Source organism: Agromyces chromiiresistens, from assembly GCF_029167465.1.
GTDB classification, from domain to species: Bacteria; Actinomycetota; Actinomycetes; order Actinomycetales; family Microbacteriaceae; genus Agromyces; species Agromyces chromiiresistens.
Map to the genome: position 1 here is coordinate 511,856 of NZ_JARFNL010000004.1, position 25,492 is coordinate 537,347.

Consider the following 25,492-nt stretch of genomic DNA (forward strand, 5'->3'; position numbering starts at 1 on the left):
CTGGGGTTGATCTGGGGTTTCTTGTCCCATCGAGGGGCAAGGACTCGATGAGTTCAACGTGTATTCAACGCTTTTCCGTCGGCGACCGCGTTCAGCGGGTCTCAATGGGGAAGGTGTTCGAGCGTCCCGGGTCGCTTGGGACGACTTGGTGCACTTACGGGTATGGACACCGAACGACTCTCCAGACTCGGCCTCGAGCCGGTCCTCACGTCGAGCGAGCTCGCCGAGTATCTCGGCGTGCACGTGCAGGCGATCTACGACCTGCGCGCCGCCGGCAGAGGCGCTCAGCTGGATGGACGCGTTGCACGACCCCGTGCCATCCGATCGCGGGAGGTGAGCGCTGATGGCCGGCCGGCCAGGCTGCCGATCGGAACCTTCGGCGACGTCAAGACGAACCAGGTCGGGCCTGGACGGTTCCGCGCGTACGCCCGCTTCCGCGACTGGGACGGAGAGACCCGGTAGGTCTCGGCGACGGCGGCGAGTCGGGGAGCTGCGAAGTCCGCGCTCAAGGAGCGACTCGCGTCGCGGATGCGGCTCGGCGACGGTGACACGCTGACCGCCGATTCGCCGTTCACAAAGCTCGCCGACGCGTGGATCGAAGACGTCCGCCGCGACGTCGATCGTTCCGACGGCACGAAGGAGACTGACGCTCGCGAACTCCGAACGCTCATCGTTCCGTACTTCGAGCAAGTCGTTCGCACGAGCGAAGCACTCCCGCACTCTGGCGTTCGCCGTGCGCCAGGAGATCATCCAGCGGAACCCGGTCAAGGACTTCACCGTGCGAGAGGTCACGGTCGGCCGGGTCGATCGATTTCTCAAGGAGGCTTCGCGGATGAAGGCGCCGAAGCACGTGCCGAAGGCCCTCGCGCCCGAGCAGATCGCGGCGATCCGCATCGCCGCACGTGACTGGCGCACGGGTGACGACGTCAAGGGGCCCAAGCCCGACGGCCAGGTGCGTGACCTGATCGAGGTCATGCTCGGCACGGCCACACGAATCGGTGAGACGCTGGCGTTGCGTATGTGCGACGTCGACATGACCGCTGATCCGCCGCGGGTGAGCATCACCGGCACCATCGTCGTCCGAACAGGCGTCGGCGCGTTCCGGCAGGAGCACCCCAAGACGCACTAATCAGTGCGCACGGTTGCTGTGCCCGCGTTCGCCGCCGAGGTGATCAGGCGGAGGCTCGCGCTCATCGCAGGTGAGGGCGCCGAGAACCCGCTCTTCTTCACGAAACACGGAAATCCGCTCGCGCCGCACAACGTCCGGCGCACCTTCCGCGAAATCCTCAAGGATGCCGGCCTTGAAGGCATGAATATCTCGCCGCACGCCTTCCGGCGCACCGGAGCGACCCTGCTGGCCAACGAGCTCGACCTGCAGGCAGCAGCCGACATGCTCGGGCATGCCTCGAGGTCGACGACGAAGAAGCACTATGCGGAGCCCGACAGCTCAGTGAAGCCGCAGGCGGCCGAGGTGTTGCAACGACTCGCGCCCGAGCGTGAGCACCGATGATGGCTGGCTGGGGCGTGCTGGGCTGCATGGGGACTCACGGTGCCGCGTCGGACGCGGCACCATGTGGATGAACGGTGCCGCACCCGGGTGCGGCACCGGCGACATCGAGTGATTTGTACATCGTGAACCACTGCCACGCCGCGCGTTGTCGTCCCATTCTTCAAGCATGACGACTGGAAGTCTGCAAGCATGACGACTGGAAGCGCTTCATAAGCACCAGGTGTGCAGGTGCTCCCATGAACACGAATATGTACATCTGTTGTTCGGCCTCGCTGGCGAGCGACGCTGCATGCGCTCGTGCACGACTGCTACAAGGTCCTCCGTCTCTCGACGGTCGCTTGATCCGCCCGTCGGTTCTTGAGATTGAGCACCCAGATACGGTCGGGGCGACCAACGCTCTAAGGCCGCCACGCCTCTTGCAGTTCGAGGGCGCGCATCTTCTCGTCGTGACGGTGTCGGTGCGGGTGATGAGCGCCGGCTTGGATCGAAGGCGCCCGGCGCCCGGGCCGTTCCGGAGAGTCTTATCTCATTTCCATCTCGGTATCGATGTTTTGGTCAGGCGAGTGTTGAAGGGATGCTTACGATAGCGCTCGCGCTCGTGCTCGAACAACGGGGTCTCTGAGTTGCATGCCCGGCCGGCGTCCCTACATGCGGCCGTCGTTGATGTTTCTCGGAAGGTCTCCTCGTGGGTGTATTGCGTCGTCTTTCTGCTGGTCGTAGCAAGGTGCTGATCGCAGGGGTGGCTGCGGTCGGTGTACTTGCGGCCGGGACGGTCGCGGTGGTGCTCGGGGTGCGTGGCGGCGAGCCTGAGGCGTCGGGTTTTGATTGTTCGAAGCCGGTTACTGAGACGCCTGAGGTCGCTAGCGCAGCGGCGGTCGAGTGTGACGTTGAGGTTGAGGTGCTTTCGGCGCGGTCGCCGTGGGAGTCGACCTTTGCACTGCCGAATGGGCATTTGCGGTCGGTGATTTCGGCGGTGCCGTCGCGGGTGCTCGTCGATGGTGAGTGGACGGGGCTGGACACGACGATCGTGTCCGGAGGCGTTGCAGCTGAGCAGGATGCTGAGCTCGGTACAGATGTGGCGGGCTTGGCGCCGTTGGTGGCTCCGGTGTCGGCGATGTCCGGCTCGACGAATGGTGCTGATTCGCCGGCGGCAAGTCCGTCGGATGAGCCGAGCGGCGACCGGTTGCTTGAGGTTGCGGCACCGGTGTTCCCGATTGAGTTAAATGCGGGCGGCGCGGCGGGCGCGGGGGAGCCGTTGGGGTCGATCACCCGTGAGGGCAACCGGTTGGAGGTGTGGTTCCCGACGGAGCTGCCGGAAGCGACGGTTGACGGTTCCCAGGCGGTGTATGAGTTGGCTGACGGGGTCCGTCTGGTCGTGTCGGTCGCCCCGGACGGGACGGGGTTCGCACCGGTGGTTGAGCTTGCGGATCCGGCGGCCGCGGCCCGGTTCCGTAACCTGGTCGACGCGCAGCGTGGCGTGGATGCACCGGGTGCGGCTGGTGATCTGGTGTTCCGGACCGGTCTGTCAGAGGGGCTCGAGTTGACGGCGGGCGACGTCGAGGGTGCGGTGTCGGTGGTGGATGCGGCGGGGGATCCGCAGTTCGTGTCGGCGCCGCCGATCATGTGGGATTCCGCGGGTGGTGACCTCGACCTTCCGGACACGGTGACGGAGGTCAGTGCGGGGGACCGTTCGGTGTCGCCGCAGATGGGTGACGTGATCGCGGCGATGCCGACCCGGGTTGACGGGTCGAATCTGGTGGTGTCGCCGGATGCGGGCATGTTGTCGAGCCCGGACACGGTGTGGCCGGTGTACGTGGACCCGGCGTTCAGCGGGCATGGGCCGGCGGAGTGGGTCGCTGTCCGCACGGGAGGGTACACGGGCACGTTGTACAAGTGGAACACGTCTGGTGGCGAAGGTACCGGGTACTGCACGGATGTGGACACGTGCAACACGGTGTTCCGGCAGCGGTTGTCCTGGGAATTCACCGGGTGGGACACGATCCGGAACCTTGATCGGGACAACGTCGTGCAGGCGGGTTTCACGGTCAACGGCATCCATTCGGCGAGTTGCACAGCGACGACAACAGATCTGGTGATGACGAACTCGCTGACGACCGCGACCACCTGGTCCACGATCGGTGACTGGTCTGCGTATATCTCGTCCCGCACTGAGGCGCACAATGCGACGTGTTTGAACCGTGGGTATCGGACGTGGGATGCGACGGAGGCGCTGCGTCGGTATGCGGAGCGGGACTCGCCGAACGTGACGATGGGGTTGAAACCGAGGGATGACTCGACGATGACGTCGTGGAAGCGGTTCGGGTTCGATGCGGAGATCTCGGTGGAGTACAACCGGCCGCCGGACAAGCCGACGGGGATGAAGGTCGATTCACCGGCTGCGGTGTGTGCGACGGGGGCAGCGGACCGTCCGTTCATCAATGACAACACGCCGACGTTGTCGGCCGTGATGAGCGACCCGGACCCGGGCGACACGATTCAGCCGGTGTTCGCGGTTGTCGAGACGGGCACTTCGAACGTGCCTTGGCAGAGCGCGACGTTGACCGGGGTGACGGACAATCAGCGCAAGGCGGTCACGGTGGGCACCGCGCTGGCTGATGACACGTATTCGTGGCACGTGACCGCGACCGACGGGAAGCTGTGGTCCGGGTGGGGTGCTTGGTGCGAGTTCACCCTCGACACCGTCCGCCCCGGGAAGCCGAAGATCACCGCGGAGGACGACCCGAGCACCGGGATCAAGGCCGTGTACACGTCCGGGGCCGAGCGAGGCGGCATCGGGATGCTGGGCAAGTTCAATTTCGGCCCGAACACCATCACGGACGTCGTGAAGTTCGAGTGGACGATCACGGGCCCACCGGCATCGGGCGGATCGGATGCCGGCACGGTGACCGTCGGGATGGGTACGTCCGGCACGATCAGCTTCACGCCGGTGGCTGCGGGGGCGGCGACGTTGACGGTGAAGTCCGTCGATCGTGCGGGGAATAAGTCTGACCCGGTCTCGCACACGATCGACGTCGCGGCACCACAGGAGGACGCCGTGTGGATGTTGGACGGGTCGACGGCCAACACCGGCCCCGTCGACGCCGGTTCGCTCACCGTAACCGGTATGACTGCGCCGACCTGGGTACCTGGTCCGCATCAGTTGTTCGGATCGCGCGACGGGGACAAGGCGCTGAAGTTCGACGGCGTCGACGACGCGGCGGTCAGTGGGGGGCCGGTCGTGGACATGAAGAACTCGTTCGTGGTGTCCGCGTTCGTGCAACTGGACCCGGCGATGGTCACAAACAACAAGTACGGTGCGGTCCTCGGCCAGGACGGGGTGAATATGTCTGGATTCCGGTTGCGGTACAACCCGACGAATAGCGTGTGTCTGGATGCCGCAGGTGCGGAGATGTCCGGCTGTTGGGAGTTCCTCGTTACGGGGTCCTCGAGTTCGTACGCGAGGTCGAAGGTGCCGGTGAAGCCGGGAGAGTGGGTGCACCTGGTAGGCGAGTATGACGCGGGCACGAGCCCCGCGGTGCGGTTGCGGGTGTGCGGTATCGGCACGCCGGACGCGCCGGGTGATGGTGAACCGGTGACGGTCGAGGGGCCCCGGGTGGTGTTGCCGGCTGACGCGGGCGGGGCGTTCACCCTGGGTCGGGCGCTGCACAGCCGGGTCGCGGGCGACTGGTTCCAGGGCGTGATCGACAACGTCCGCGTGTTCTCGGGCGAGGTCGTGGATGACGCGAAGGTGCGCCGGCTGTGCCAGGGCGCTGAAGCCAGCGACTTCGGTACCGGCGAGGCCGGGTTGAACGCGCTCGACCCGACGGTGAAGGACCAGTGAGACAGCTCATGCGAAACGGATCGAACATGCACAGCACCCGAACTGGCGTGTTGCGCGGTCTGCTGCGCCGCTCCAGGACGACGTTGGCCGTCGCCGCTGGGCTGGCGGTGGTCCTTGCTGGCGAGACGGTGGTGTTGAACTTCGCACCGACGGTCGCGGCGTTCGCGGCGACCGGGATCAACAACGAGTCCCGCTCGGGGAATCTGGCCGACGTGGACGGGATCGCGCCTCCTGCTGCAGATGCCGCCGGCACGGTGACGCCGACTGCGGAGGAGCTGGCGAAGCCGTTGGATCCGCTGGTGATGCCGGATGATCTCCCGGTCGCCGTGTCGAAGCCGGTCGACCTCGGCGCTGCTGGTGGCGACCCGGTCAAGGTTGACCTGGACGGCATGTCGATCGAGGTCGCCCCGACGAGCGGAACCGAGGCGCCGGACCTTGTTGAGGTCGGAGTTGCTGACCCGGCTGCCGCGGAGGATGCGGGCGTTGCGGCCGGTGTCGTGCTGACCGTGACGGATGCATCAGCGGTGCCGGCGCCGGGCCAATCGGTCAAGCTGACGGTGTCCTACAAGGACTTCGCGGGCGTCGCGGGCGGTGACTGGGAGTCCCGGCTGCAGGCCGTGTGGATTCCGGATTGCGCCGACCAGACCGGCCCGGAGTGTACGCCGGTCCCGGTCGAGAGCGTGATCAACGCGAAAGACGGAACGATCACCGCAGAGGTCCCCGTCACCGTGGGCGAAGGCCCGACCACCGAACCGGCACCGACCGAGCCGCCGGCCGTCGAGTCCGGACCGACGGAGTCGCCGACCGCGTCCGAGCCTCCTGCGGCGTCGGAACCGCCAGCCACCGAGCCGCCCGCCACGGACGCCCCGGTCACCGAAACGCCCACGCCTGACGCACCTGAGGCGGGTGACACGGTCTCCGCGCCGTTCGGCGCGTCGGAGCCCGGCGGGCGTTTGGGTGCAAGCAGAGCGTCTGCCGTCGCCGCGGATGGGGACGGCGGTTCGGCGGGCGGGTCGATGTCGTTCAGCGCCGGATACGCGGGAGCGTTGGGCGACTGGTCCGCGACCGGGCTGACCCAGTCCTCGACCTGGGGAGTCGCAGGATCGACGGGGGCGTTCACCTGGTCGTACCCGATGCGGGTGCCGAAGGTCGCCGCGGGCCCTGCGCCGGAACTGGCGCTGTCGTACTCGTCCGCAACTGTCGACGGGAGAGTGCCGTCGACGAACAACCAGGCCGGCCCGGTCGGTGAAGGATTCGACCTCGGGGCGAGCTTCATCGAACGTGCCTACACCCCGTGCTCCGAGGATGAGACCGCCGGTGCGAACAATATCGGCAAGTCGGCCCCCGACTTGTGCTGGGGCAAGGACAACGCGACCCTGTCGCTGAGCGGGTCCGGGTCCGAGCTCGTGAAGGGTGCCGACGGGGCGTGGCATCCTCGCCGGGATGACGGAACCCGTGTCCGACACCTCGGAACCGTCGGTGAGGCGGGCGAGTCGTGGGAAGTCACCACGGTCGACGGCACCCGATACCTGTTCGGCTCGAGCTCGGCGTCGAAGTCGGCATGGGAGGTGCCGGTGTTCGGCAACCACGCCAACGAGGCGGGGCACAAGACTGAGTTCGCGGACTCGCATTCGCAGCAGGTATGGCGGTGGAACCTGGACAAGGTGGTCGACCCGCAGGGCAACACGATGTCCTACTTCTACGAGACGGAGACGAACTACTACCGCCCCTTCTACGGCGACGCGAACCTGTCCTACACGGCCGGCGGCCAGCTCGAACGCATCGTATACGGCACCCGCGACGGCGACCCGGTGAAGCCGGCAAAGGTCGAGTTCGATCAGCGGCCACGATGCATCACGGACCTCGCGAAGCCGGACTCGTGGTGCCTGACGACGCAGACTTCGACGAGCGCGAACTACTGGCCCGACACTCCGAAAGACCTGATCTGCGCCGCGACCGCAGCCTGCACCACGTATGCGCCGACATTCTTCAACCGCACCCGGCTGGCCGGGATTACGACATTCGCAGATGCGGGTCAGGGCTACGAACCGGTGGACTCCTGGACGCTTGGTCAGCGGTTCGTCCCGCAGGGCACCGGGATCGGGCTGAACAACGCCAAGGGCATCATGCTCCAGCTCGGGTCGATCAAGCACGACGCGCTGGCCGGTGCAAAGGCCGACATCACCACGATTCCCGCGGTCGAGTTCAGCTACACCGACACCGCGAACCGGGTCGAGAAGACCGGCGAAGCGTACGACCCCTTCATCCGCCCCCGCGTCTACTCGGTCCGCACCGAGGCGGGCGGCCGCGTCACGGTCGCGTACGAGACCGGTTGTGAGGACGGGGTACTCCCTGCCGACCCGGCGAAGAACAACCAGCTGTGTTTCCCGGTGAACTGGCGGCAAGGCCCGGAGCAGACGGCCCGGTCTGGGTACTTCCATAAGTGGGTCGTGAAAACGCTCACCGAGGGGCACACCCAGATCACGCCCGGCACCCCCGAGCTTGCGACCGACTCGTTCGCGAAGATCACGAACTACACCTACGGGCCCGCGGTATGGGCCGAGCCCGACAGCCCGATGATCCCCGCCGCACAGAAGACGTACTCCGAATTCCGCGGCGCCCGGACCGTGACGACCACCCTCGGCGAACCGAAGAACGAGGACGGCGTGGTGAGCGTGGACTCGAAGACGACGACCACGTACTACACGGGCGTTATCGAGAAGCTCGACGAGGATGGGAAGCCGGTTCCGCTCAAGGGTGGTCCCGGCGGGGCGGTGACGGTCGTCGATGACGACACCCGGTTCATCGGGCAACCGTTCAAGACCGTCACGTACAACGGCGACGTGCCGGTGACCGAGACCGTCACGAAACTCACCTCCGCCACCGTCGCCACGAGCTCTGCCGGCATCGAGGCCACACGGGTGGCCAGCGAGGAGACCCGCGACTACACGTACAGCAAGGGCGGCACGGTCGCGCTCGAGGCTGCGTCGGTGACCCGCTTCAACGAGTACAGCCAACCCTTCGAGGTCGATGACTTCGGCACCGTCGGCGCCGACGACGGTGTCAAAGACAGCGACGGCGACGACAACGTCTGTACCCGCACCAAGTACGCGCACGAGAGCAGCTCCGCGCTGGAGAACGCACACCTGGTCGCACTTTCCAGCGAAGTGAAGACGTTTGCGCACCGCTGCAGCGATATCCCGGCCACCCCGGCTTCCGCCGACGTCGTCACCGGGTCCAAGACCACGTACGGGGCGACCGGGCTGCCGGAGGCGACGCAGCAGATCGACCCTGTCGACGGGCTCAACTGGGTGGAAGAACTCACCAGGTACGAGTACGACACGCTGGGGCGCGTCACCAAGGTCACCGATCCGACCGGTCAGGCCACCACCACCGAGTACACCCCGACCGGGGCAGGGCTGCTGACTGAGATGAAGGTGACGAACCCGCTCGGGCATTCCACGACCACCGTGTTCGACCCGCTCCTCGCGGTGCCGACCACCACGACCGACGCGAACGGGCGCGCCACGACCGCAACCTACGACGCGCTGGGCCGGCTCCTCACTGTCCGGTACCCACAACACCCGGAATCGGTCGCTTCCTTCGCCTCGGTGGAGTACATCTACACGGTGAAATCCAACGGGTTGAACGCGGTCGTCACGAAGACGCTGTCTGCTGACGGGAGGAAGCAGCACAGCTCCTCCGTCCTGTATGACGCGTTGCTGCGGCCGTTCCAGACCCAGCAAGACGCACGCGGCGGCAGCGGCGGTCGCGCTGTGACGCACACGACCTATGACGCGACCGGTCGGGTCGTCGAGCAGACCGAACCCTGGCAGGTCGAAGGCGGCGCGTCCGCGACCCCGGTCGCGAAAGACCCCGACACCTCCGGCACGACCACGTTCACCTACGACCAGGCCGGCCGTGAGACCGCGAAAACCTTCTGGATCGGGACGACCTCGAACGACGGCAACAAGAAATGGAGCACCCAAACTGCCTACGACGGGGCGACGACCCTGGTCGTGCCCCCGATCGGTGGTGTGCCGACCGCGACCACGGTCGACGGGCGGGGCCGCACGACAGCGCTGACCCAGTACCAGCGCGACCCCGATACCCAATCCGACAAAGACACCGTCGGTGAGGTCCCCGGGCTCACGGGCACGACAACGACATACAACTACAACCAAGCGGGCCTGCTGGCCGGCATGACCGACGCCGGCGCCGCGGTCGGAGCCGCAAAGAACTCGTGGTCGTACACGTACGACAAGCAGGGCCGGCAGACCAAGGCGGTCGACCCCGACGCGGGCACCACGAACACGACGTACGACGTCCTCGGCCGCGTCACGACCCGCCAGAACGGCAACAAACAGTACGTCGGATACACATACGACGCGCTCGGCCGAACCACCAGCATCCGCGATCTGCCCAACGCGGGCACCGATGTCACGGCCGGCGAGGTGCGGGCGTCGTGGACGTACGACACAACGTTGAAGGGCGTCCTTGCGTCCTCGACTCGGGTAATCGACCAGAAGCCGTACACGACGCGGGTTGATAGTTGGGATGCCGCATACCGGCCCACCCGGACCAGCGTCGTGCTGCCCGACAGCCCCCAGTTCGCGAACCTCGGCTCGAAGACGTTCTCGACGACGTACACCTACACGGTCGACGGACAGACCGCGAAGATCACCTACCCCGCCGTCACGAAAACGGGCGTCACCACCGCGGTCCTGCCCGCGGAGACCGTGACGACGGTCTACGCCAAGAACACGTCACAGCCATCCTGGATGGGTGGCGGATTCGGGTGGGGTGTCTACGTCGCCTCCTCCGGTTACAGCTACGACGGGCGCCCCGTGTTCACCGACCTCGGGAACACGTACGGCGGCGTCGTCTCGTACCTGTACGAGAACGGCACGAAACGGTTGCAGAACGTCCGGCTCGACCGGGAACGCATCGACGGCACCGAACTCGATGTCACCTACGGGTATGACAAGGCCGGCAACGTCACCAGCATCAAGGACGCCCCCACCAACGCGGGCTTGGCGACCGATGCGTTCCGGGATAACCAGTGCTTCAGCTACGACGAGCTCGCACGCCTCCAGACCGCGTGGACTGCGAGGGACGCGAACTGCGGCCAAGCGCCGTCGACCGGGGCGATGGGTGGTGCAGCACCCTACTGGAACGACTACGACTACGACCTCCTGGGTAACCGCACGAGCTTGACCACGCACACCACGGCTGGCTCGACCACGGTCACGACGAATGCATACGGCACCGGCGAGGCGGGCCCCCATCAGCTCGTTACCTCGACGACCGGGGCCACGACGAACACTTACACCTACGACGACGCTGGCAACCGTGTCACGAAGGCCCCGACCGGTGGCACCGCGACTACCTACGGGTGGGACGTTGAGGGCGAACTCACCACCACCGGCGCCACGACGAACGCGTACGACGCCGACGGCAACCGGCTCCTCCGTACAGACACCACCGGGACCACCGTGTACCTCGGCGGGCAGGAAGTGCTGATCACCCCCGCCGGCGACGTGAAAGCCACCCGCTACTACCAGTTCGGCGGCAAGACGATCGCGGTCCGCACCGGGCGCGGCCTGAACGCGGTCACCTCACTCGTGACCGACCACCACGGCACCCCACTCGCAGCCGTCCCGAACGGGGGCAACCCCACCGGAACCCCCGTGAAACGGCTGTACACAGACCCGTTCGGCGGCACCCGCGGCAACTCGAACGCGTCTACCGTGCCCGGCGACATCCAATTCCTCGGCAAAAACCGCGACACAGAAAGTGGGCTCACCCTCCTCGGAGCCAGGTACTACGACGAAGCGGTCGGCGCGTTCATCAGCGCAGATCCCATCCTCGACCTTACGGATCCGCAGCAGTGGAACGGATACGCATACGCAGGCAACAGCCCCCTCACCTTCGAGGATGCCTCCGGGCTACTCATGCAAGGCAGCACTGACAACAGCACCTACAACCCGCGCGCCAACAAAAAGGACCAGGTCAACAGCCGTTCCTCCTCCATGAGCATCCGAAACGCGGGGCTAAAGCAGCTCGGTGAAAGTCTTCAAGCTGCGCAACAGGCATGCTCCGTGCTGGCAGCAACAGGGACATCGGCGGAGTGCGGCAGCACGCGAGATTTCGGGGCCGACGCACGTGTGGTGGGCTACTTCTTCCTGGTCAATATCCTGTCCTTGGCCGACATGATCGCGAACTATTGCATGCAGATGCCATGTGGCGGTGGCCTTGTAGCGGGACCCATTCGATCGGCGTACACGACAGTTAGCGATGACGCCGCCGCAGCAATCCGAGTCGCGAACGGCGGGCGCGCCGCTACCAGCAGTATTGGGCCAGCATTTTCGGTCGCCTCCGCGCAGTTTGGAAAGAAATGGGGCAGACATGCAAAGGACTATGGCTTGGATCCTGGGAGTGCTACAGCACGTGCATGGTACCAAGAGCGTATTCAGGCTGTTCGTGCAAGCGCTGACGAAGTGCGCCGCGGGCCTTGGAACCCGCATAGGGCTGGTGGCGGAGATGGATACTACTTCTATCGGCAAGGGACTGATGTGGTGCTGACCAAACCGAGCGGAGAGTTTGTGACAATGTTCCCCCAGACAGCGGGCGGGAACGCGTTCTTCGAGGCCGCAGAGGTGATCTGGCCTTGAACACGGAATTGATCCCACTCGGCAGGCGGTGCGTAGGAGTGCGCCGCTTCTTCCACCGCTTTGACGGGGGGGAGCGAAGTTCGACTGGTCCTGTCGAATTTGCGTGGGACGATGGGACGTTTTCGACGATTGATGTCGGATCCGACTGGGTCATCACGGTCGCTTCCAGGGCATGGATCGACCCGTTCGCGAATGCGTCAGATGTGGAACGTCAACAACTCGCGATCGACGTCGGTCTATGGGAGGTTGAGCCTTCTCCTAGGGCGCTCATGCCCGTAGTCGGACACATACTCACTGGCGTCGAAGGCGTACGGAATGAAGTTGGCCTTGTCGACGAAGTCCGAATCATGTTCGCCGATGTCGTAGTCGTTGCTGAAGTCGACGACGGAGACCTTGCGGTGACGATCCATTGATGCACCAAAAGGGGGACTCGCTCCCGTCCCAGCTTCGCCGGGCTTCTGCTGAGGTGCCCCCGAGGATTTCCCCGAGTGTGCGGAGGATTCTCTCTGCGGTATATCTCTGCGTCCTCAGTATCGGCGGGCAGCACGGAGATTTCAGAGCACGCCCTGGGCGTGATCTGAATTCTTCTGGATCGCAACCTGAAGAGTGAGGACGGCGGATGCTGCGAATCGCGAGACGGGAATTGTCGACGCCATCAATCAGGCCCTGGGAACACCAAGGTAGGTTGCCATGTCAATGTCGAGCTCATCCCCCGGCGGGGCCGAGCCTGGATCATCATGGAGCGCGAGTTGATGTCAGAGCTCGCTGGGCGCAAAGCAAGTACTACCTTTCGCGCCATTCGATCATGGTCGCCCCCTAGGGGATGCTGATCCGATCGAGGCACGGCTGACGTGAGCGTGGAGACAACCTCGACGAGCGTGCGCTTCACCCTCGAGTCAAATGAGTGCTTTGATGAGCCCGGGTCGACAATCGGATTCAGCACTTCTTAGCGAGATCCTTGTTGCGGGCGAGGAGGGATTTGATGTGCGCACGCTTATTCAACGAATATGAATCGATCCGACCCGAGATGTTCCCAGCTCATCCGAGTAGCATTGGTCTCCCAGAATCCGTACTCTCAAGGAACCCCGGGTCAGCCCGAGAAGATCCGAGATTTCTGGATCGCAAGGAAGAGCTCGAGAACGACCCCGTCGCCTCCGTGGTGTCGCGGGTTCGAGTCCCGCCCTCGCTACCAGAAATCTGGGGTTGATTTGGGGTTTCTTGTCCTATCGAAGGGCAAGGACTCAACGCTTTTCCGTCGAGCGTCCGTCCGCCGAGGTCGATGCGATGGCGGGAACTCCGCCGCTCCTCGATCGCATCGTTGCCGGCGCCCTCCGCGCCGCAGCGGCAGCCCGACCTCGAGGTCCGCTCGGGCGGTTCGACCTCGGCCGACATCACGAACCGCGGCATCGACAAGGCCCACGGCATGACGCGGCTCGCCGAGCAGGCCGGCATCCCGCTCGACGCCATGCTCTTCGTCGGCGACCGTCTCGACGAGCAGGGCAACGACTACCCCGTGCTCGCCATGGGCATCGAATGTCGTGCCGTAACCGGCTGGGAAGACACGGTCGCCTACCTTCGAGGCGCTAGTGCCGTCACTTGCGCCGCATCTCGTTGCGGTAGTCCTGCCCGGCGGATCTGGACGGCGAGCACGGCTCGTTCGCGGCGAGGAGAACACCCGGTCGTGGCAAGGCGGCAGTGCATTGTCGGAAGGATTCGGCGCCCGGTGTTCTAGCGGTCCCCGGCGAGCTCCTCCCCGCCGGCCCGAGTCGGGTGCGCAGCGGCGCCGCATTGGCCGTCGAAATGGCGCGAAGTCAGTGTTATAGTCAACGTCATTGACAAGCAACGATGCTGAGTGGAGCGGCCGATGGTGTGGTTCGAAGGTCACCGGGTGAACGTCGAAGTCGACGGCGCGGTCTCCGTGGGGGCGACCCTGAGCGGCGATGGGCCACCGGTGCTGCTTCTGCACGGCTACCCGCAGACGCGCTCGATGTGGCGTCTCGTCGCTCCCTTGCTCGCCGAGCACTTCACGGTCGTCGCGAGTGACCTGCGGGGCTACGGCGATTCGGCCAAGCCCGCCGGTGAGGTCTACGACAAGCGCGCCATGGCTGCCGACCAGCTAGCGCTCATGCGGTCGCTCGGTTTCGAGCGTTTCGCGGTGGTCGGGCACGACCGTGGCGGACGGGTCGGTCATCGGCTCGCGCTCGACGCCCCTGACGCGGTGACATCCCTCGCGGTACTGGACATCGTGCCGACCCTGCACATGTTCGAGCATGTCGACCGAACGATGGCCACGAGCTACTTCCATTGGTTCTTCCTCACCCAGGGCGGGGGGCTGCCTGAGAAGCTGATCGGTTCGGAACCGCGGGCCTGGCTCGAGAGTCGCTTCCGTGGCCGCGCGCTGCGGCCCGGGGTGTTCCCGGCTGAGGTGATGGACGAATACGAACGCTGTTTCGACAGTGCCACGGTCGCCGCATCCTGCGCCGACTACCGTGCCGCCGCCGGAACCGACCTCGAGCATGACCGTCTCGACCGCGCTGATGGTCGAGTAGTCGATGCGCCCGTCCTCGCGCTCTGGGGCGAGGCGAGCTATGTCGGCCGCAACTTCGATGTCCTGTCGGTCTGGCGAGGGTTCGCCGCTCGAGTCGAGGGCCGGGCGATCTCGGCCGACCACTATCTCGCCGAAGAAGCCCCGGTCGAGACCGCCGCGGCGCTGAACCAGTTCCTCGGTAGCGGAGGAGCAGCGTGAGCGCCGGGGAGGAGCGTGCCCTCGACCGGCTCCGCTCGCTCGTCTCGATCGAGACCCCGACGGGAGACGCCGTCGCGATCGGCGCGGCCCACGCCCTCATCGACTCGTGGATCGCCCCCGTGGTCGGCGCTCCGGGAGAGGTGGTCGAGGTCGACGGCGTGCGCCATCTGTCGTGGCGCGGCGGGGAGTCGCCCTCCGTGCTGTTGCTGGGACACGTGGACACCGTCTGGCCGTGTGGCACCGCTGCGGAGCGGCCATTCGGCGTGGACGGCGATCGAATCACCGGACCCGGCGTCTTCGACATGAAGGCCGGCATCGTCGTGATGGCGGAGGCGCTCGGACGCGTCGCGGATCCTCAGGACGTCGCGATCCTCCTGACGAGCGACGAGGAGACAGGATCGCTGACGTCGAGAGCGCTCATCGAACGCGAGGCGAAGCGGTGTGGCGCCGTTCTCGTGCTCGAGCCCAGCTTGGACGGCGCGGTGAAGACCGCGCGAAGGGGTGGCAGCATCTACCGCGTCGAGGTGCACGGCCGCGCGGCGCACGCCGGCCTGGAACCGGAACGTGGACGCAATGCCCTGACCGAGCTCGCGCATCAGGTGCTGGCGCTGCCGGTGCTCGCCGACGCGAGCCTCGGCACGACGATCAGCCCGACCGTTGCGCGGGCGGGCACCGTCACGAACGCCATTCCGGACCATGCGGAACTCCGCATCGACGTTCGCGCATGGTCGATCGCCGAGCTGGAGCGCGTCCACCAGGGGCTGCTCGCGCTTCCCGCCCACACGCCCGACGTGAGCGTCGTGCTGCACGGCGGCATCAACCGGCCGCCGATGGAACCGAACGCCTCCCGCACGCTGCTCGCCGTGGCGCGCGCGGTGGCCGCGAAGCTGGGGCAGTCCGAACTGTGCGACGTCGCTGTCGGCGGGGCATCCGATGGCAACTTCACGGCCGCGGCCGGCGCGTCCACCCTCGACGGGCTCGGGCCGAAGGGCGGGGGCGCTCACGCGATCGACGAGTGGGTCTCACTCGCCTCGATGCTCGAGCGGATCGCTCTGATCGCCGGGACGATCGACGCGATCGCGGCAGATCACGTCGCTTGAGCCCCGCCGTCGCCGGGTGCGCGACGGACGATGCTCTCGATCATGAGGTCGAGTGCGGTCTCCCACGCCCGCGGGTCGCGGATGCCGGGAAGGCTCTGCCCGGCCCAGACGATATTGGGGTGGTCCGATTCCTCGAGCCTCCGGTAATCCATCTCCCAGGTGACCTCGTCGGCCTCGCGGATCTCCGCCGGCTGCGCCTCGATCGCCGCCTGGATGCTCGTCGCCGAGCGCACCAGTTGGCCCAGGGCGCGAGCGTAGAGGGCGGACTCCTCCGGGCCGTACCCACCCCGCCGGAGCGCGCCGATCATGAATTCCATGGAGCCGAAGTCCGTCGGCCGCCGGGTTGCCATCTGCAGGGCGAACTCGGGATACCGCATGTAGTGGTCGTGGATCAGGTGCGCCTGCGCGCGAATGTCGGCGACCCAGTCGTCGGTGGCGACCATCGCCCCGGCGTACGAGCGGGCGCGCAGGGTGTCGATCAGGACCAGCATCAGCTCGTCCTTGTCCCGGAAGTGGCGGTAGATGGAGGTGGGGTGCGCGCTGAGCTTCTCGCCGATGGCCTGGAAGGTGAGCCGATCGAGTCCCTCGCGCAGCGCGATCTCCTCGGCCGCTGCGACGATCACGTCCCTGCTCAGGGAGTCACGGGCGCGTCGCTTCCGGCCCGTGCTCGCCGACGCCGCCTGCACTGGTTTCGCCGTTGACACGCGTGTCCTCCATCAGAACTGGTTGCGGGGAAGAGCCCGACTCCGCCCCGTGCGGATCCGCACCCACCGTACAACACGGGAGTCTTCCACGTAGTCAACGACATTGACGACGCAAAATGGTGCACCTGCTTGCAAGTCAACGGTATAGTCATTCATGCTGATTACGGATGCCGCCTTGCGAAGGAGCTTGTGGATGACCGAAGCGATCGATCGACTCGACCAGCGGATGCGTGCGCGATTCGCGGTGCAGCACACCCTTGCGATCCGCCCGGCCCAGTCCGACCCCGACCTCGCGCTCGTCGTCGAGGACCAGCGAACCGAGTCGTTCGCGAGGCTCTGGAGAGCGGGCGAGGCGCCCGGCGACGAGTTGCCCTTCCCGGTCGCGGTCGGCGCGATCATCGCGGGCGAAGGGAGCGGATGGATCGTCGACCTCGCCGACGGCGGAGGCTCCGAAGTCGGCACGCTCGTCGCGACGAGCCTCGACGGCGAGCAACGAGTCGACCTCACCCCGGGTCGCGAGTCCTTCGTGCTCCGCGGCCTGGAGGCCAGCGCCGACGGCTCGCTCGTGCTCGCCTCGATCGTGGACGAAGCGGGCTACCACCTACTGGCGATCCCCGCCCGCCCCTGGGGGAACGCCTCCGTCGTGCATCGCACCTCGGCAGAGGCCTGGTACGGCCAGCCGTCGGCCGACGGCCGGCTCGCCTCGATGGACACCACCGATCACAACCCGGGCGTCCGCCGGGCCGCGGTCAGCGTCTTCGAGGTCGCGAGCGGCGCGCCGGTCGCGGTGCTGAACGACATGCCCGCCGGCCCGGTGCGGGCGGTGCGCTTCTCACCTGAGGTCGGCGACGAACGCCTCCTCGTCTCGACGGAGCAGACGGGCTACGCACGTCCGGCGATCTGGGACCCGGTGAGCGGCGCGCGCACCGACTACCCGGTGCCGGATCTCCGCGGCGAAGTCATCCCGCTCGACTGGCACCCGGCCACCGGGCGCATCCTCGCCGTCCATGTCGAGGACGGCATTCAGCGCCTCGTCGAGATCGACGAGCATTCGGGCGAGCACCGGGTGATCCGCACGGGCGGGAGCTTCGCCAACCCGGATGTCGCCGACGTGCACGCCTTTCAATGGGCGTCCTGGTACCGCGCCGGTGGGGAGCTCACGGCCCTCCGGTCCGCCTGGGATCTGCCCCTCCATGCTGAGCTCATCGATGCCGACGGCGACGTGACAGCGGGATTGCCGCCGGCGGCGACACCGGCCGGCGTGCCGTTCACCTCGCGGATGGTCGCGAGTGCCGACGGCACACCCGTGCAGGTCTGGCTCGGCCTCCCGCCGGAGCGCGAACCGCTCGGCACGGTCCTCGAGGTGCACGGCGGGCCGAACCTCGTCTTCCTGGACGAATACAGTCCGACGGCACAGGCCTGGATCGATGCCGGCTTCGCCTATGCGACCGTCAACTATCGCGGATCGGTGACATTCGGGCAGGCGTTCCGCGAGGGGTTCTGGGGATCGGGCGGCGACCGCGAGATCGAGGACATCGCCGCTGCGGTCGGCTGGCTGCGCGACCAGGGGCTCGGCCAACCGCACTCCACCTTCATCACCGGAGCGTCGTTCGGCGGGCATCTGACCCTCCTGAGTCTCGGCCGGCTTCCGGAGCTCTTCGCAGGCGGGTTCGCGCACGTCGCGGTCGCCGACTGGGAGGCGGCGATCGCAGCGATGAATCCTGCGGTCCGCGGCGTCTGGCAGACATGGGTGCCGCCGGAGGCGGTCGCACGTTACTCCGCGGTGAGCTACGTCGATCGGATCCGCGGATCCGCCTGGATCAACCAAGGCGCGCTCGACACCAGGACACCGATCGTCGGCGTGCAACGGTTCGTCGACGAGCTGGCCGAACGCGGCGGCGACGTCGTGCTGCGAATCTTCGACGGCGGCCACGAGCCGACCGGTCTCGATCTGCTCGAATCGGAGCAGCGGATCATGCTTGAGCTCGCCCTGCGCGCGCTCGAGGGGCGCCGCTGGAGCGACGGCAACAAGCGCGACATCGCCCCGGCGCCCCGTTCATAGCACTTAGTCACTTACATTGACTATGGGCATTGCTAACCTTCCGCAATGCGCCTATAGTCAAACCACCCACCGGCCCTCGCCGGTGGTGGCACCGGACGTCTTCCCCCACGATCACGGAGTTCCCCAATGCAGAGGTCTCAGGTTTCACAGTCCCAGCGGCGTCGGCCGGTTCGCGCCGCCGCCGTGCTCATCGCGACGCTCGCCGTCGCTTCCGTCTCGGCCTGCTCAGCGACGAGCGCCGAGCCCACCGACACCCCTAACCTCACCGTCACGGACGGCGGCGAGCTCGTCATCGGTGCCGAGCAGGAGCCCGACTGCGCCGACTGGATCGCCACCTGCGCGGGCTCCATCTGGGGCAGCTACATCATGCAGGTCCCGACGATGCCCGTCGCATTCGAGACCCGCCTCGTCGACGACGTCTGGACCCCGGTCGCGTCCGACCTCATGAGCGAGGAGCCGGAAGCCGTCATGCAGGGCGACAAGCAGGTCATCACCTACCGCTTGAACCCCGAGGCGGTGTGGTCGGATGGCACGCCCATCACGTCGGCCGACTTCGCCTACACCGCCATGCAGATCCGCGACGGTGACGACATCTTCGACAAGAGCGGCTACACCGGCATCGAGTCGGTCGAGACGCCCGATCCGCAGACCGCGATCGTGACCCTCGGCAGCTCGTACGCCGGCTGGCGTTCGCTCTTCAGCGTCTACGGCGTCCTTCCCTCGCACCTCCTCGACGGGAAGGACCGCGCAGCGATCATGAAGGACGGGTACGACTTCAGCGGCGGACCCTGGAAGATCGAGTCCTGGGACCGCGGCACCTCCGTGACGCTCGTGCCGAACGAGGAGTACTGGGGCGAGCAGCCGCACCTCGACAAGGTCACCTTCATGTTCCTGCCCGACACCGCCGCCGCGTTCCAGGCGTTGAAGAGCGGCCAGGTCGATGCCCTGTACCCATCGGCGCAGCTCGACGCGCTGAAGCAGATCGAGGCCGGGCTGCCCGGCATCAGCTCATCGATCGACGCGCGCAGCGGCAACCTCGAGGCGCTCTGGTTCAACAACTCGGTCGCTCCGTTCGACTCGAAGGCGGTCCGCACAGCGATCGCGTACTCGCTCGACCGCGACGCGATCGTGAAGCGGCTGTTCGGTGAGCTCGGAATCGATTCGGCCCAGCAGAGCTTCAACACCCCCATCGTCGGCGCGTTCGGCGGTGACGACTTCGCCGAGTACACGAAGGATCTCGACCAGGTCGACGAGATCATGACCGACGACGGGTGGGAGAAGAACGCCGACGGCGTCTGGGCGAAGGACGGCGAGACCGCCTCGTTCACCCTCGAGACGCTCGCCGGCAACAAGCGGCGCGACCTCACCGTCCAGGTCATCCAGTCGCAGCTGCAGGAGGCCGGTTTCGAGATGGACATCAAGTCGGTCACCCCGGCCGACCTGTTCGGCACCATCGCACCGGAGGGCGACTTCCAGGCGGGCCTGTGGGCGATCGTGGACACCTTCCCGGAGCCCACGCTCAGCGCCTCGTTCACCTCGACGAACATCCCGAGCGAGGCGAACGGCTACTCCGGGATCAACTTCTTCCGCGCCGACATCCCCGAGCTCGACGGCCTGCTGGCGCAGGTCGACGACGAGCTCGACCAGGACGCACGCGTCGCGGCCTCGATCGAGGCCGACCGCCTGATCGCCGAGGAAGTGCCGTCGATCCCGATCGACACCGTGCCGAACGTGCTGCTCTGGAACCAGAAGGTCGGCGGTCCGCTGAGCATCAACCCGGTCGAGGGCCCGTTCTGGAACCTCGCGGCCTGGGGCCTCGCCGGCTGACGCCGGACCGGAACGGCTCAGGAGAGGACGACGTTGTTCACCTTCATCATCCGACGAGTGCTGTATTCGATCCCGGTGATCCTGGTGGCCTCCTTCGTGCTCTTCTGGGCCGTTCGCTCGACCTTCGATCCGCTCGCGAAGCTTCGGCAGGCGCAGGATCCCACCGCGGTCGCGCGCGAGATCGAGCGACTCGGGCTCGACCGCTCCATCCTCGAACAGTACTTCCTCTGGTTGCGGAGCTTCGTCACCGGTGACTGGGGTACGAGCTCGCGAACCGGTTCGCCAGTGCTCCAGCTCATCGGCGAGGCGCTCTGGCCGACCATCCAGCTCGCGTTCTGGGGACTGCTCGTCGCGGTCGTCGTCGCGGGCCTCGTCAGCGTCTACTCCGCCGTCCGGCGCTACTCGCTCGGTGACAACCTGCTGACCGGCACTGCGTACCTCGGTATCGCCATGCCCGCCTTCTGGTTCGGGCTCATCCTCATCCAGACCTTCGCGGTCTGGCCGAAGGAGCAGTTCGGCCTCGCCGAGCCCCCGCTGTACTTCATCGGACTGCACTCGCCGGGGCAAGAGGGCTTCAACCTCGACTACGTCAGGCACCTGGTGCTCCCCGTCGCGGCGCTCATGATCGCCCTGGTCGCGACCTGGAGCCGATTCGGCCGGGCAGCGATGCTCGATGCCATGTCGAGCGACTACGTGCGGACCGCACGCGCGAAGGGCGTGCCTCGACGACAGATCATCTGGCGGCACGCTGTTCGCAACTCGCTCGCCCCCTTCGTGACCGTCGTCGCGCTCGACGCGGCTGTGCTGATCGGCGGGCTCGTCGTGACCGAACAGATCTTCGCGATCCCGGGCATGGGGCGGCTCTTCCTCGACTCGCTCGTCGCCGGCGACGTCTTCGTGCTGCTGCCGTGGATGATCGTCGTCGCGATCGCCGTCGTGATCTGCAACCTGCTGGCCGACGTCGGCTACGCACTACTGGACCCGAGAGTGAGGCTGCGATGAGCGGGGCCGGATTGGCTGGGAACGAGGAACTCCTCGCCGAACAGGACGTGCAACAGGGGTCGGGTCGCCAGCTCCTGCAACGCTTCCTGAAGCATCGGCTCGCGCTCGGGAGCATGATTGTCCTGCTCGTGCTCATGATCGTGTGCTTCGGCGCCGACTGGATCGCCCCCTACCCTCAGGGCCAACAGGATCTGCTGCTCGGGCCGACAGCGCCGTCGGCCGAGCACCTGCTCGGCACCGACGAGCTCGGACGGGACTTCCTGAGCGAGATCCTCTACGCCGGACGCATCTCCCTCGCGATCGGCCTGTTCGTCGCCCTGCTGTCCACGCTCGTCGGCACGACGCTCGGCGCGGTCGCCGGCTATCTCGGCGGCTGGGTCGGTGAGCTCCTCATGCGCATCACCGACCTCTTCCTCATCGTCCCGGCGATCGCGCTGCTCGCGGTCATCGTGCAAGGTCTCGGTCCCTCGCCGGTCACGATCGTGTTCGCGCTCACCGCACTCGGCTGGACGTACATCGCGAGGGTGGTGCGGGCGCAGGTGCTCTCGCTCCGGGAGAAGGACTTCATCGAGGCCGCCCGCGGAATCGGGGCGTCGAACCTCCGGATCATCCTCGCTCACCTCCTTCCCAATCTCGCCGGCGTGGTCGCCGTCGGCATGAGCCTCGCCGTCGCATCCGCGATCATCGCCGAGTCGACCCTCAGCTTCCTCGGCTTCGGCGTGCAGTCGCCGCAGACGAGCTGGGGTTCCATGCTCAGCCAGGCCGCCGGGTACGTCGGCACGCCGCAGGTGTACCTCCTCTACTTCCCGGGGCTGTTCATCCTGGTCACCGTGCTCGCCGTCAACTTCATCGGCGACGGGCTGCGCGACGCCCTCGATCCGCAAGGGAAGCACCTGTGAGTACCGACATCCTGCTCGAGGTCGAGCACCTCTCCATCGGCTTCCCGACCGATTCCGGTCTCGCCCGCACGGTCGAGGACGTCTCCTTCGTGCTGCGCGAGGGGGAGACGCTGGGCATCGTGGGGGAGTCGGGCTCCGGGAAGTCGATGACCGCGATGGCGATCATGGGGATCCTGCCGAAGGCCGCCGTCGTGACCGGTTCGATCCGGTTCCGTGGTCGCGAGCTGGTCGGGCTCTCCGAGGACGAGCTTCGCGAGGTGCGAGGCCGGCAGATCGCGATCGTGTTCCAGGACGCGCTCACCGCCCTGAACCCGGTGATGACCGTCGGTGACCAGCTCATCGAGGCTGTCCGGGTGCATCGCCCCGACATGAGCGGGGAAGCGCGCCGTGCCCGCGCGATCGAGCTGCTGACCCTGGTCGGGATCCCCTCCCCGGACCAGCGGATGGCGCGCTACCCGCATGAGTTCTCGGGCGGCATGCGCCAACGAGTGATGATCGGCATGAGCATCGCGAACGAGCCCGATCTGCTGATCGCCGATGAGCCGACGACCGCCCTCGACGTCACCGTGCAGGCGCAGATCCTCGACGTCCTGCGCGAGGTGCAGGCCCGGACCGGCACGACCGTCATGCTCATCACCCACGACCTGGGCGTCGTCGCGGGCAGCGCCGACCGGGTCCTCGTGATGTACTCCGGTGGGGTCGTCGAGTCCGCCCCGGTCGAGCCGCTCTTCTACGAGACCGCGCACCCCTACACGGCCGGCCTCCTTGCTTCGTTGCCTCGCCTCGACCGGCGTTCCCGCGACGAGCGGCTGTTCCAGATCCCCGGGCAACCGCCCGTATCGACCGCCTGGCCGCCCGGCTGCCGATTCGCGCCCCGCTGCAGGTACGCGATCGCCGGCCGCTGCGACGTCGCGGTGCCACCGGCGGTCGAGGTCGGCGACGGGCATGTGGCGGCATGCGTGCGTGTCGGCGAATGGCAGGTGGAGGCACGATGACGGCGACACTCGAAGTCGGCGGGCTGGTCAAGGAGTACCGGGTCGGCGGCGGTGGGCTGTTCGGTCGCGGCGGCGAGATCGTCCAAGCGGTCTCCGACGTGAGCCTGGAGGTCGCTGCCGGCAGGACCTACGGACTCGTCGGCGAGTCCGGCTGCGGGAAGTCGACACTCGGCCGAACCGTCGCCCGCCTGCAGACCGCCACCGCCGGCACCATCGCCCTCGATGGCGAGGACATCACGTCGATCGGAGGCTCGGCGCTTCGCAGCCTGAGGCGACGCGTCCAGTTCGTCTTCCAAGACCCCTACGCGTCGCTGAACCCCCGAAAGACGGTGCGTGCGACGCTCAGCGAGCCGCTCGAGATCCACGGACTGCACCGGACCGACCGGGCGGCCCGGATCAACGAACTGCTCGAGCAGGTCGGGCTCGACCCTCGGCATGGCAGCCGATTCCCGCACGAGTTCTCGGGCGGTCAGCGTCAGCGCATCGGCATCGCCCGGGCCCTCGCCGTCGAGCCGTCGCTCATCGTCCTCGATGAGCCCGTGAGCGCGCTCGACGTCAGCGTCCAGGCCGGTGTGCTGAACCTGCTCGACGACCTCCAGCGAGACCTCGGCCTGGGCTACCTCTTCATCGCGCACGACCTCTCGGTGGTCAGGCACCTCAGCGACCGAGTCGGCGTGATGTACCTCGGCAAGCTCGTCGAGGAAGCCCCGGTGGATCAGTTGTTCGATCACGCGAAGCATCCGTACACCCAAGCGCTGCTGTCCGCGATCCCGGTCCCCGACCCCAGGGTCGAGCGCGGTCGGCAGCGGATCGTTCTCGGCGGCGACGTACCGAGCCCGGTCGACCCGCCGTCCGGATGCCGCTTCCGCACCCGGTGCTGGAAGGCGACCGAGCTCTGCGCGGCCGTCGAGCCGCCGCTCGCCGGGCTCGGCGACGGACAACGCGTCGCCTGCCACTACCCGGAGGAGCGGGCCGCCGTCTAGGTCCGCGCCCGTCCACCGAGCCGCTCCGCACACCGACGAAGACAGGAACTCTCCATGACTGAACGCGCCCACCGCATCGCCGTGATCCCCGGCGACGGCATCGGCACCGAGGTGGTCCCCGAAGGGATCCGCGCCCTCGACGCCGCCGCGAAGCGCTTCGGCATCCCGCTGGAATACGAATGGTTCGACTTCGCCTCTGCACCGTACTGGCAGCAGCACGGGCAGATGCTGCCGGACGACTGGTTCGAGACGTTGCGCGGATTCGACGCCATCTTCTTCGGTGCCGTCGGCTGGCCCGACGTCGTCCCGGACCACGTCTCGCTGTGGGGAAGCCTCATCCAGTTCCGCCGCACCTTCGACCAGTACATCAGCCTGCGGCCCTGCCGGCTGATGCCCGGCATCGAGTCGCCCCTCGTCGGTCGCGGGCCGGGCGACATCGACTTCGTCGTCGTCCGCGAGAACACTGAGGGGGAGTACTCCGCGATCGGTGGCCGAATCTTCGACGGAACCGACCGTGAGGTCGTGATGCAGCAGACCGTCATGACTCGCACCGGCGTCGACCGGGTGCTGCGCTACGCATACGACCTCGCTGACCGTCGACCGAAGAAGCACATCACCTCCGCCACCAAGAGCAACGGGATCACGATCTCGATGCCTTACTGGGACGAACGATTCGCAGCCGTCGGCGAGGAGCACCCCGACATCGACCGTGATCAGTACCACATCGACATCCTCGCGGCGAACTTCGTCCTTCATCCCGACTGGTTCGACGTCGTCGTGGCGAGCAACCTCTTCGGCGACATCCTGTCCGACCTCGGACCGGCCTGCACCGGAACGATCGGCATCGCACCGAGCGCAAACATCAACCCCGAGCGCACCTTCCCGAGCCTCTTCGAGCCGGTCCACGGGTCAGCACCCGACATCGCCGGCCGTGGCATCGCGAACCCCATCGGCCAGATCTGGGCAGGCGCCATGATGCTCGACCACCTCGGCCACCCCGAAGCAGGCGACGCTATCGTCGCCGCGATCGAAGCCGTGCTCGAGATCTCCGACGACTCGATGCTCACCCCGGATCTCGGAGGTCGGGGCACGACGGTTCGACTCGGCAGCGAGATCGCCGAGGCGATCGAGGGGTAGGTTCCACGTGTT

The 25,492-nt window shown here is 66.9% G+C and carries 17 protein-coding genes; 15 read left to right on the forward strand and 2 right to left on the reverse strand.

Annotation, left to right across the window (positions count from 1 at the left end; genetic code table 11):
• Positions 1-162: 162 nt before the first annotated feature.
• The 5 genes from PX701_RS09770 to PX701_RS09790 all read left to right on the forward strand — a co-directional run bounded on the left by PX701_RS09770 (position 163) and on the right by PX701_RS09790 (position 12,025).
• Complete coding sequence (locus PX701_RS09770) at positions 163-462, forward strand: MerR family transcriptional regulator (RefSeq protein ID WP_275506173.1); 300 nt, start codon at positions 163-165, stop codon at positions 460-462.
• A 271-nt stretch (positions 463-733) separates the two neighbouring features.
• Positions 734-1,129, forward strand: coding sequence for a site-specific integrase (locus PX701_RS09775; protein ID WP_275506174.1), 396 nt, complete (start codon positions 734-736; stop codon positions 1,127-1,129).
• Between the two features lie 3 nt (positions 1,130-1,132).
• Complete coding sequence (locus tag PX701_RS09780; RefSeq protein ID WP_275506175.1) at positions 1,133-1,510, forward strand: tyrosine-type recombinase/integrase; 378 nt, start codon at positions 1,133-1,135, stop codon at positions 1,508-1,510.
• A 685-nt stretch (positions 1,511-2,195) separates the two neighbouring features.
• Complete coding sequence (locus PX701_RS09785) at positions 2,196-5,351, forward strand: LamG-like jellyroll fold domain-containing protein (protein ID WP_275506176.1); 3,156 nt, start codon at positions 2,196-2,198, stop codon at positions 5,349-5,351.
• A 26-nt stretch (positions 5,352-5,377) separates the two neighbouring features.
• A complete protein-coding gene (locus PX701_RS09790; protein WP_275506177.1) occupies positions 5,378-12,025 on the forward strand; it encodes an RHS repeat-associated core domain-containing protein in 6,648 nt (2,215 codons plus the stop codon).
• A 236-nt stretch (positions 12,026-12,261) separates the two neighbouring features.
• Here PX701_RS09790 and PX701_RS09795 read toward each other — a convergent pair whose 3' ends face one another.
• Entirely contained in the window at positions 12,262-12,435 is a 174-nt protein-coding gene (locus PX701_RS09795) for a hypothetical protein (RefSeq protein WP_275506178.1), read from the reverse strand.
• Positions 12,436-13,304: 869 nt separating this feature from the next.
• Here PX701_RS09795 and PX701_RS18550 point away from each other — a divergent pair.
• The 3 genes from PX701_RS18550 (at position 13,305) to PX701_RS09810 (ending at position 15,871) form a co-directional block, all read left to right on the forward strand.
• Positions 13,305-13,757: an HAD hydrolase family protein gene (locus PX701_RS18550; protein WP_420831071.1), complete on the forward strand. Its 453-nt coding sequence runs from the start codon at positions 13,305-13,307 to the stop codon at positions 13,755-13,757.
• A 132-nt stretch (positions 13,758-13,889) separates the two neighbouring features.
• On the forward strand, positions 13,890-14,771 hold the full coding sequence (locus PX701_RS09805; RefSeq protein WP_275506179.1) for an alpha/beta fold hydrolase: 882 nt from the start codon (positions 13,890-13,892) through the stop codon (positions 14,769-14,771).
• Entirely contained in the window at positions 14,768-15,871 is a 1,104-nt protein-coding gene (locus tag PX701_RS09810) for a M20 family metallopeptidase (protein WP_275506180.1), read from the forward strand. Before PX701_RS09805 ends, PX701_RS09810 begins: the two co-directional genes overlap by 4 nt.
• Here the strand turns inward: PX701_RS09810 and PX701_RS09815 are convergent.
• A complete protein-coding gene (locus tag PX701_RS09815; protein WP_275506181.1) occupies positions 15,859-16,494 on the reverse strand; it encodes a TetR/AcrR family transcriptional regulator in 636 nt (211 codons plus the stop codon). The two genes, PX701_RS09810 and PX701_RS09815, sit on opposite strands and share 13 nt — an antisense overlap.
• A gap of 274 nt (positions 16,495-16,768) precedes the next feature.
• Between PX701_RS09815 and PX701_RS09820 the strand changes: the two genes are divergently transcribed.
• The 7 genes from PX701_RS09820 (at position 16,769) to PX701_RS09850 (ending at position 25,480) form a co-directional block, all read left to right on the forward strand.
• Positions 16,769-18,637, forward strand: coding sequence for a prolyl oligopeptidase family serine peptidase (locus PX701_RS09820; RefSeq protein ID WP_275506182.1), 1,869 nt, complete (start codon positions 16,769-16,771; stop codon positions 18,635-18,637).
• Between the two features lie 126 nt (positions 18,638-18,763).
• Positions 18,764-20,464: an ABC transporter substrate-binding protein gene (locus PX701_RS09825; RefSeq protein WP_275506183.1), complete on the forward strand. Its 1,701-nt coding sequence runs from the start codon at positions 18,764-18,766 to the stop codon at positions 20,462-20,464.
• A gap of 33 nt (positions 20,465-20,497) precedes the next feature.
• Complete coding sequence (locus PX701_RS09830; RefSeq protein WP_275506184.1) at positions 20,498-21,466, forward strand: ABC transporter permease; 969 nt, start codon at positions 20,498-20,500, stop codon at positions 21,464-21,466.
• Positions 21,463-22,365: an ABC transporter permease gene (locus PX701_RS09835; RefSeq protein WP_275506185.1), complete on the forward strand. Its 903-nt coding sequence runs from the start codon at positions 21,463-21,465 to the stop codon at positions 22,363-22,365. The genes PX701_RS09830 and PX701_RS09835 overlap by 4 nt, the downstream gene beginning before the upstream one ends.
• On the forward strand, positions 22,362-23,360 hold the full coding sequence (locus tag PX701_RS09840; RefSeq protein WP_275506186.1) for an ABC transporter ATP-binding protein: 999 nt from the start codon (positions 22,362-22,364) through the stop codon (positions 23,358-23,360). The genes PX701_RS09835 and PX701_RS09840 overlap by 4 nt, the downstream gene beginning before the upstream one ends.
• The gene (locus PX701_RS09845) at positions 23,357-24,343 is read left to right on the forward strand and encodes an ABC transporter ATP-binding protein (protein WP_275506187.1); all 987 of its coding nucleotides are present in this window, start codon (positions 23,357-23,359) and stop codon (positions 24,341-24,343) included. The genes PX701_RS09840 and PX701_RS09845 overlap by 4 nt, the downstream gene beginning before the upstream one ends.
• 54 nt (positions 24,344-24,397) lie before the next feature.
• Positions 24,398-25,480 carry a tartrate dehydrogenase gene (locus PX701_RS09850; protein ID WP_275506188.1) on the forward strand — a complete coding sequence of 361 codons (1,083 nt, stop codon included), beginning with the start codon at positions 24,398-24,400 and terminating at the stop codon, positions 25,478-25,480.
• Positions 25,481-25,492 lie beyond the last annotated feature (12 nt).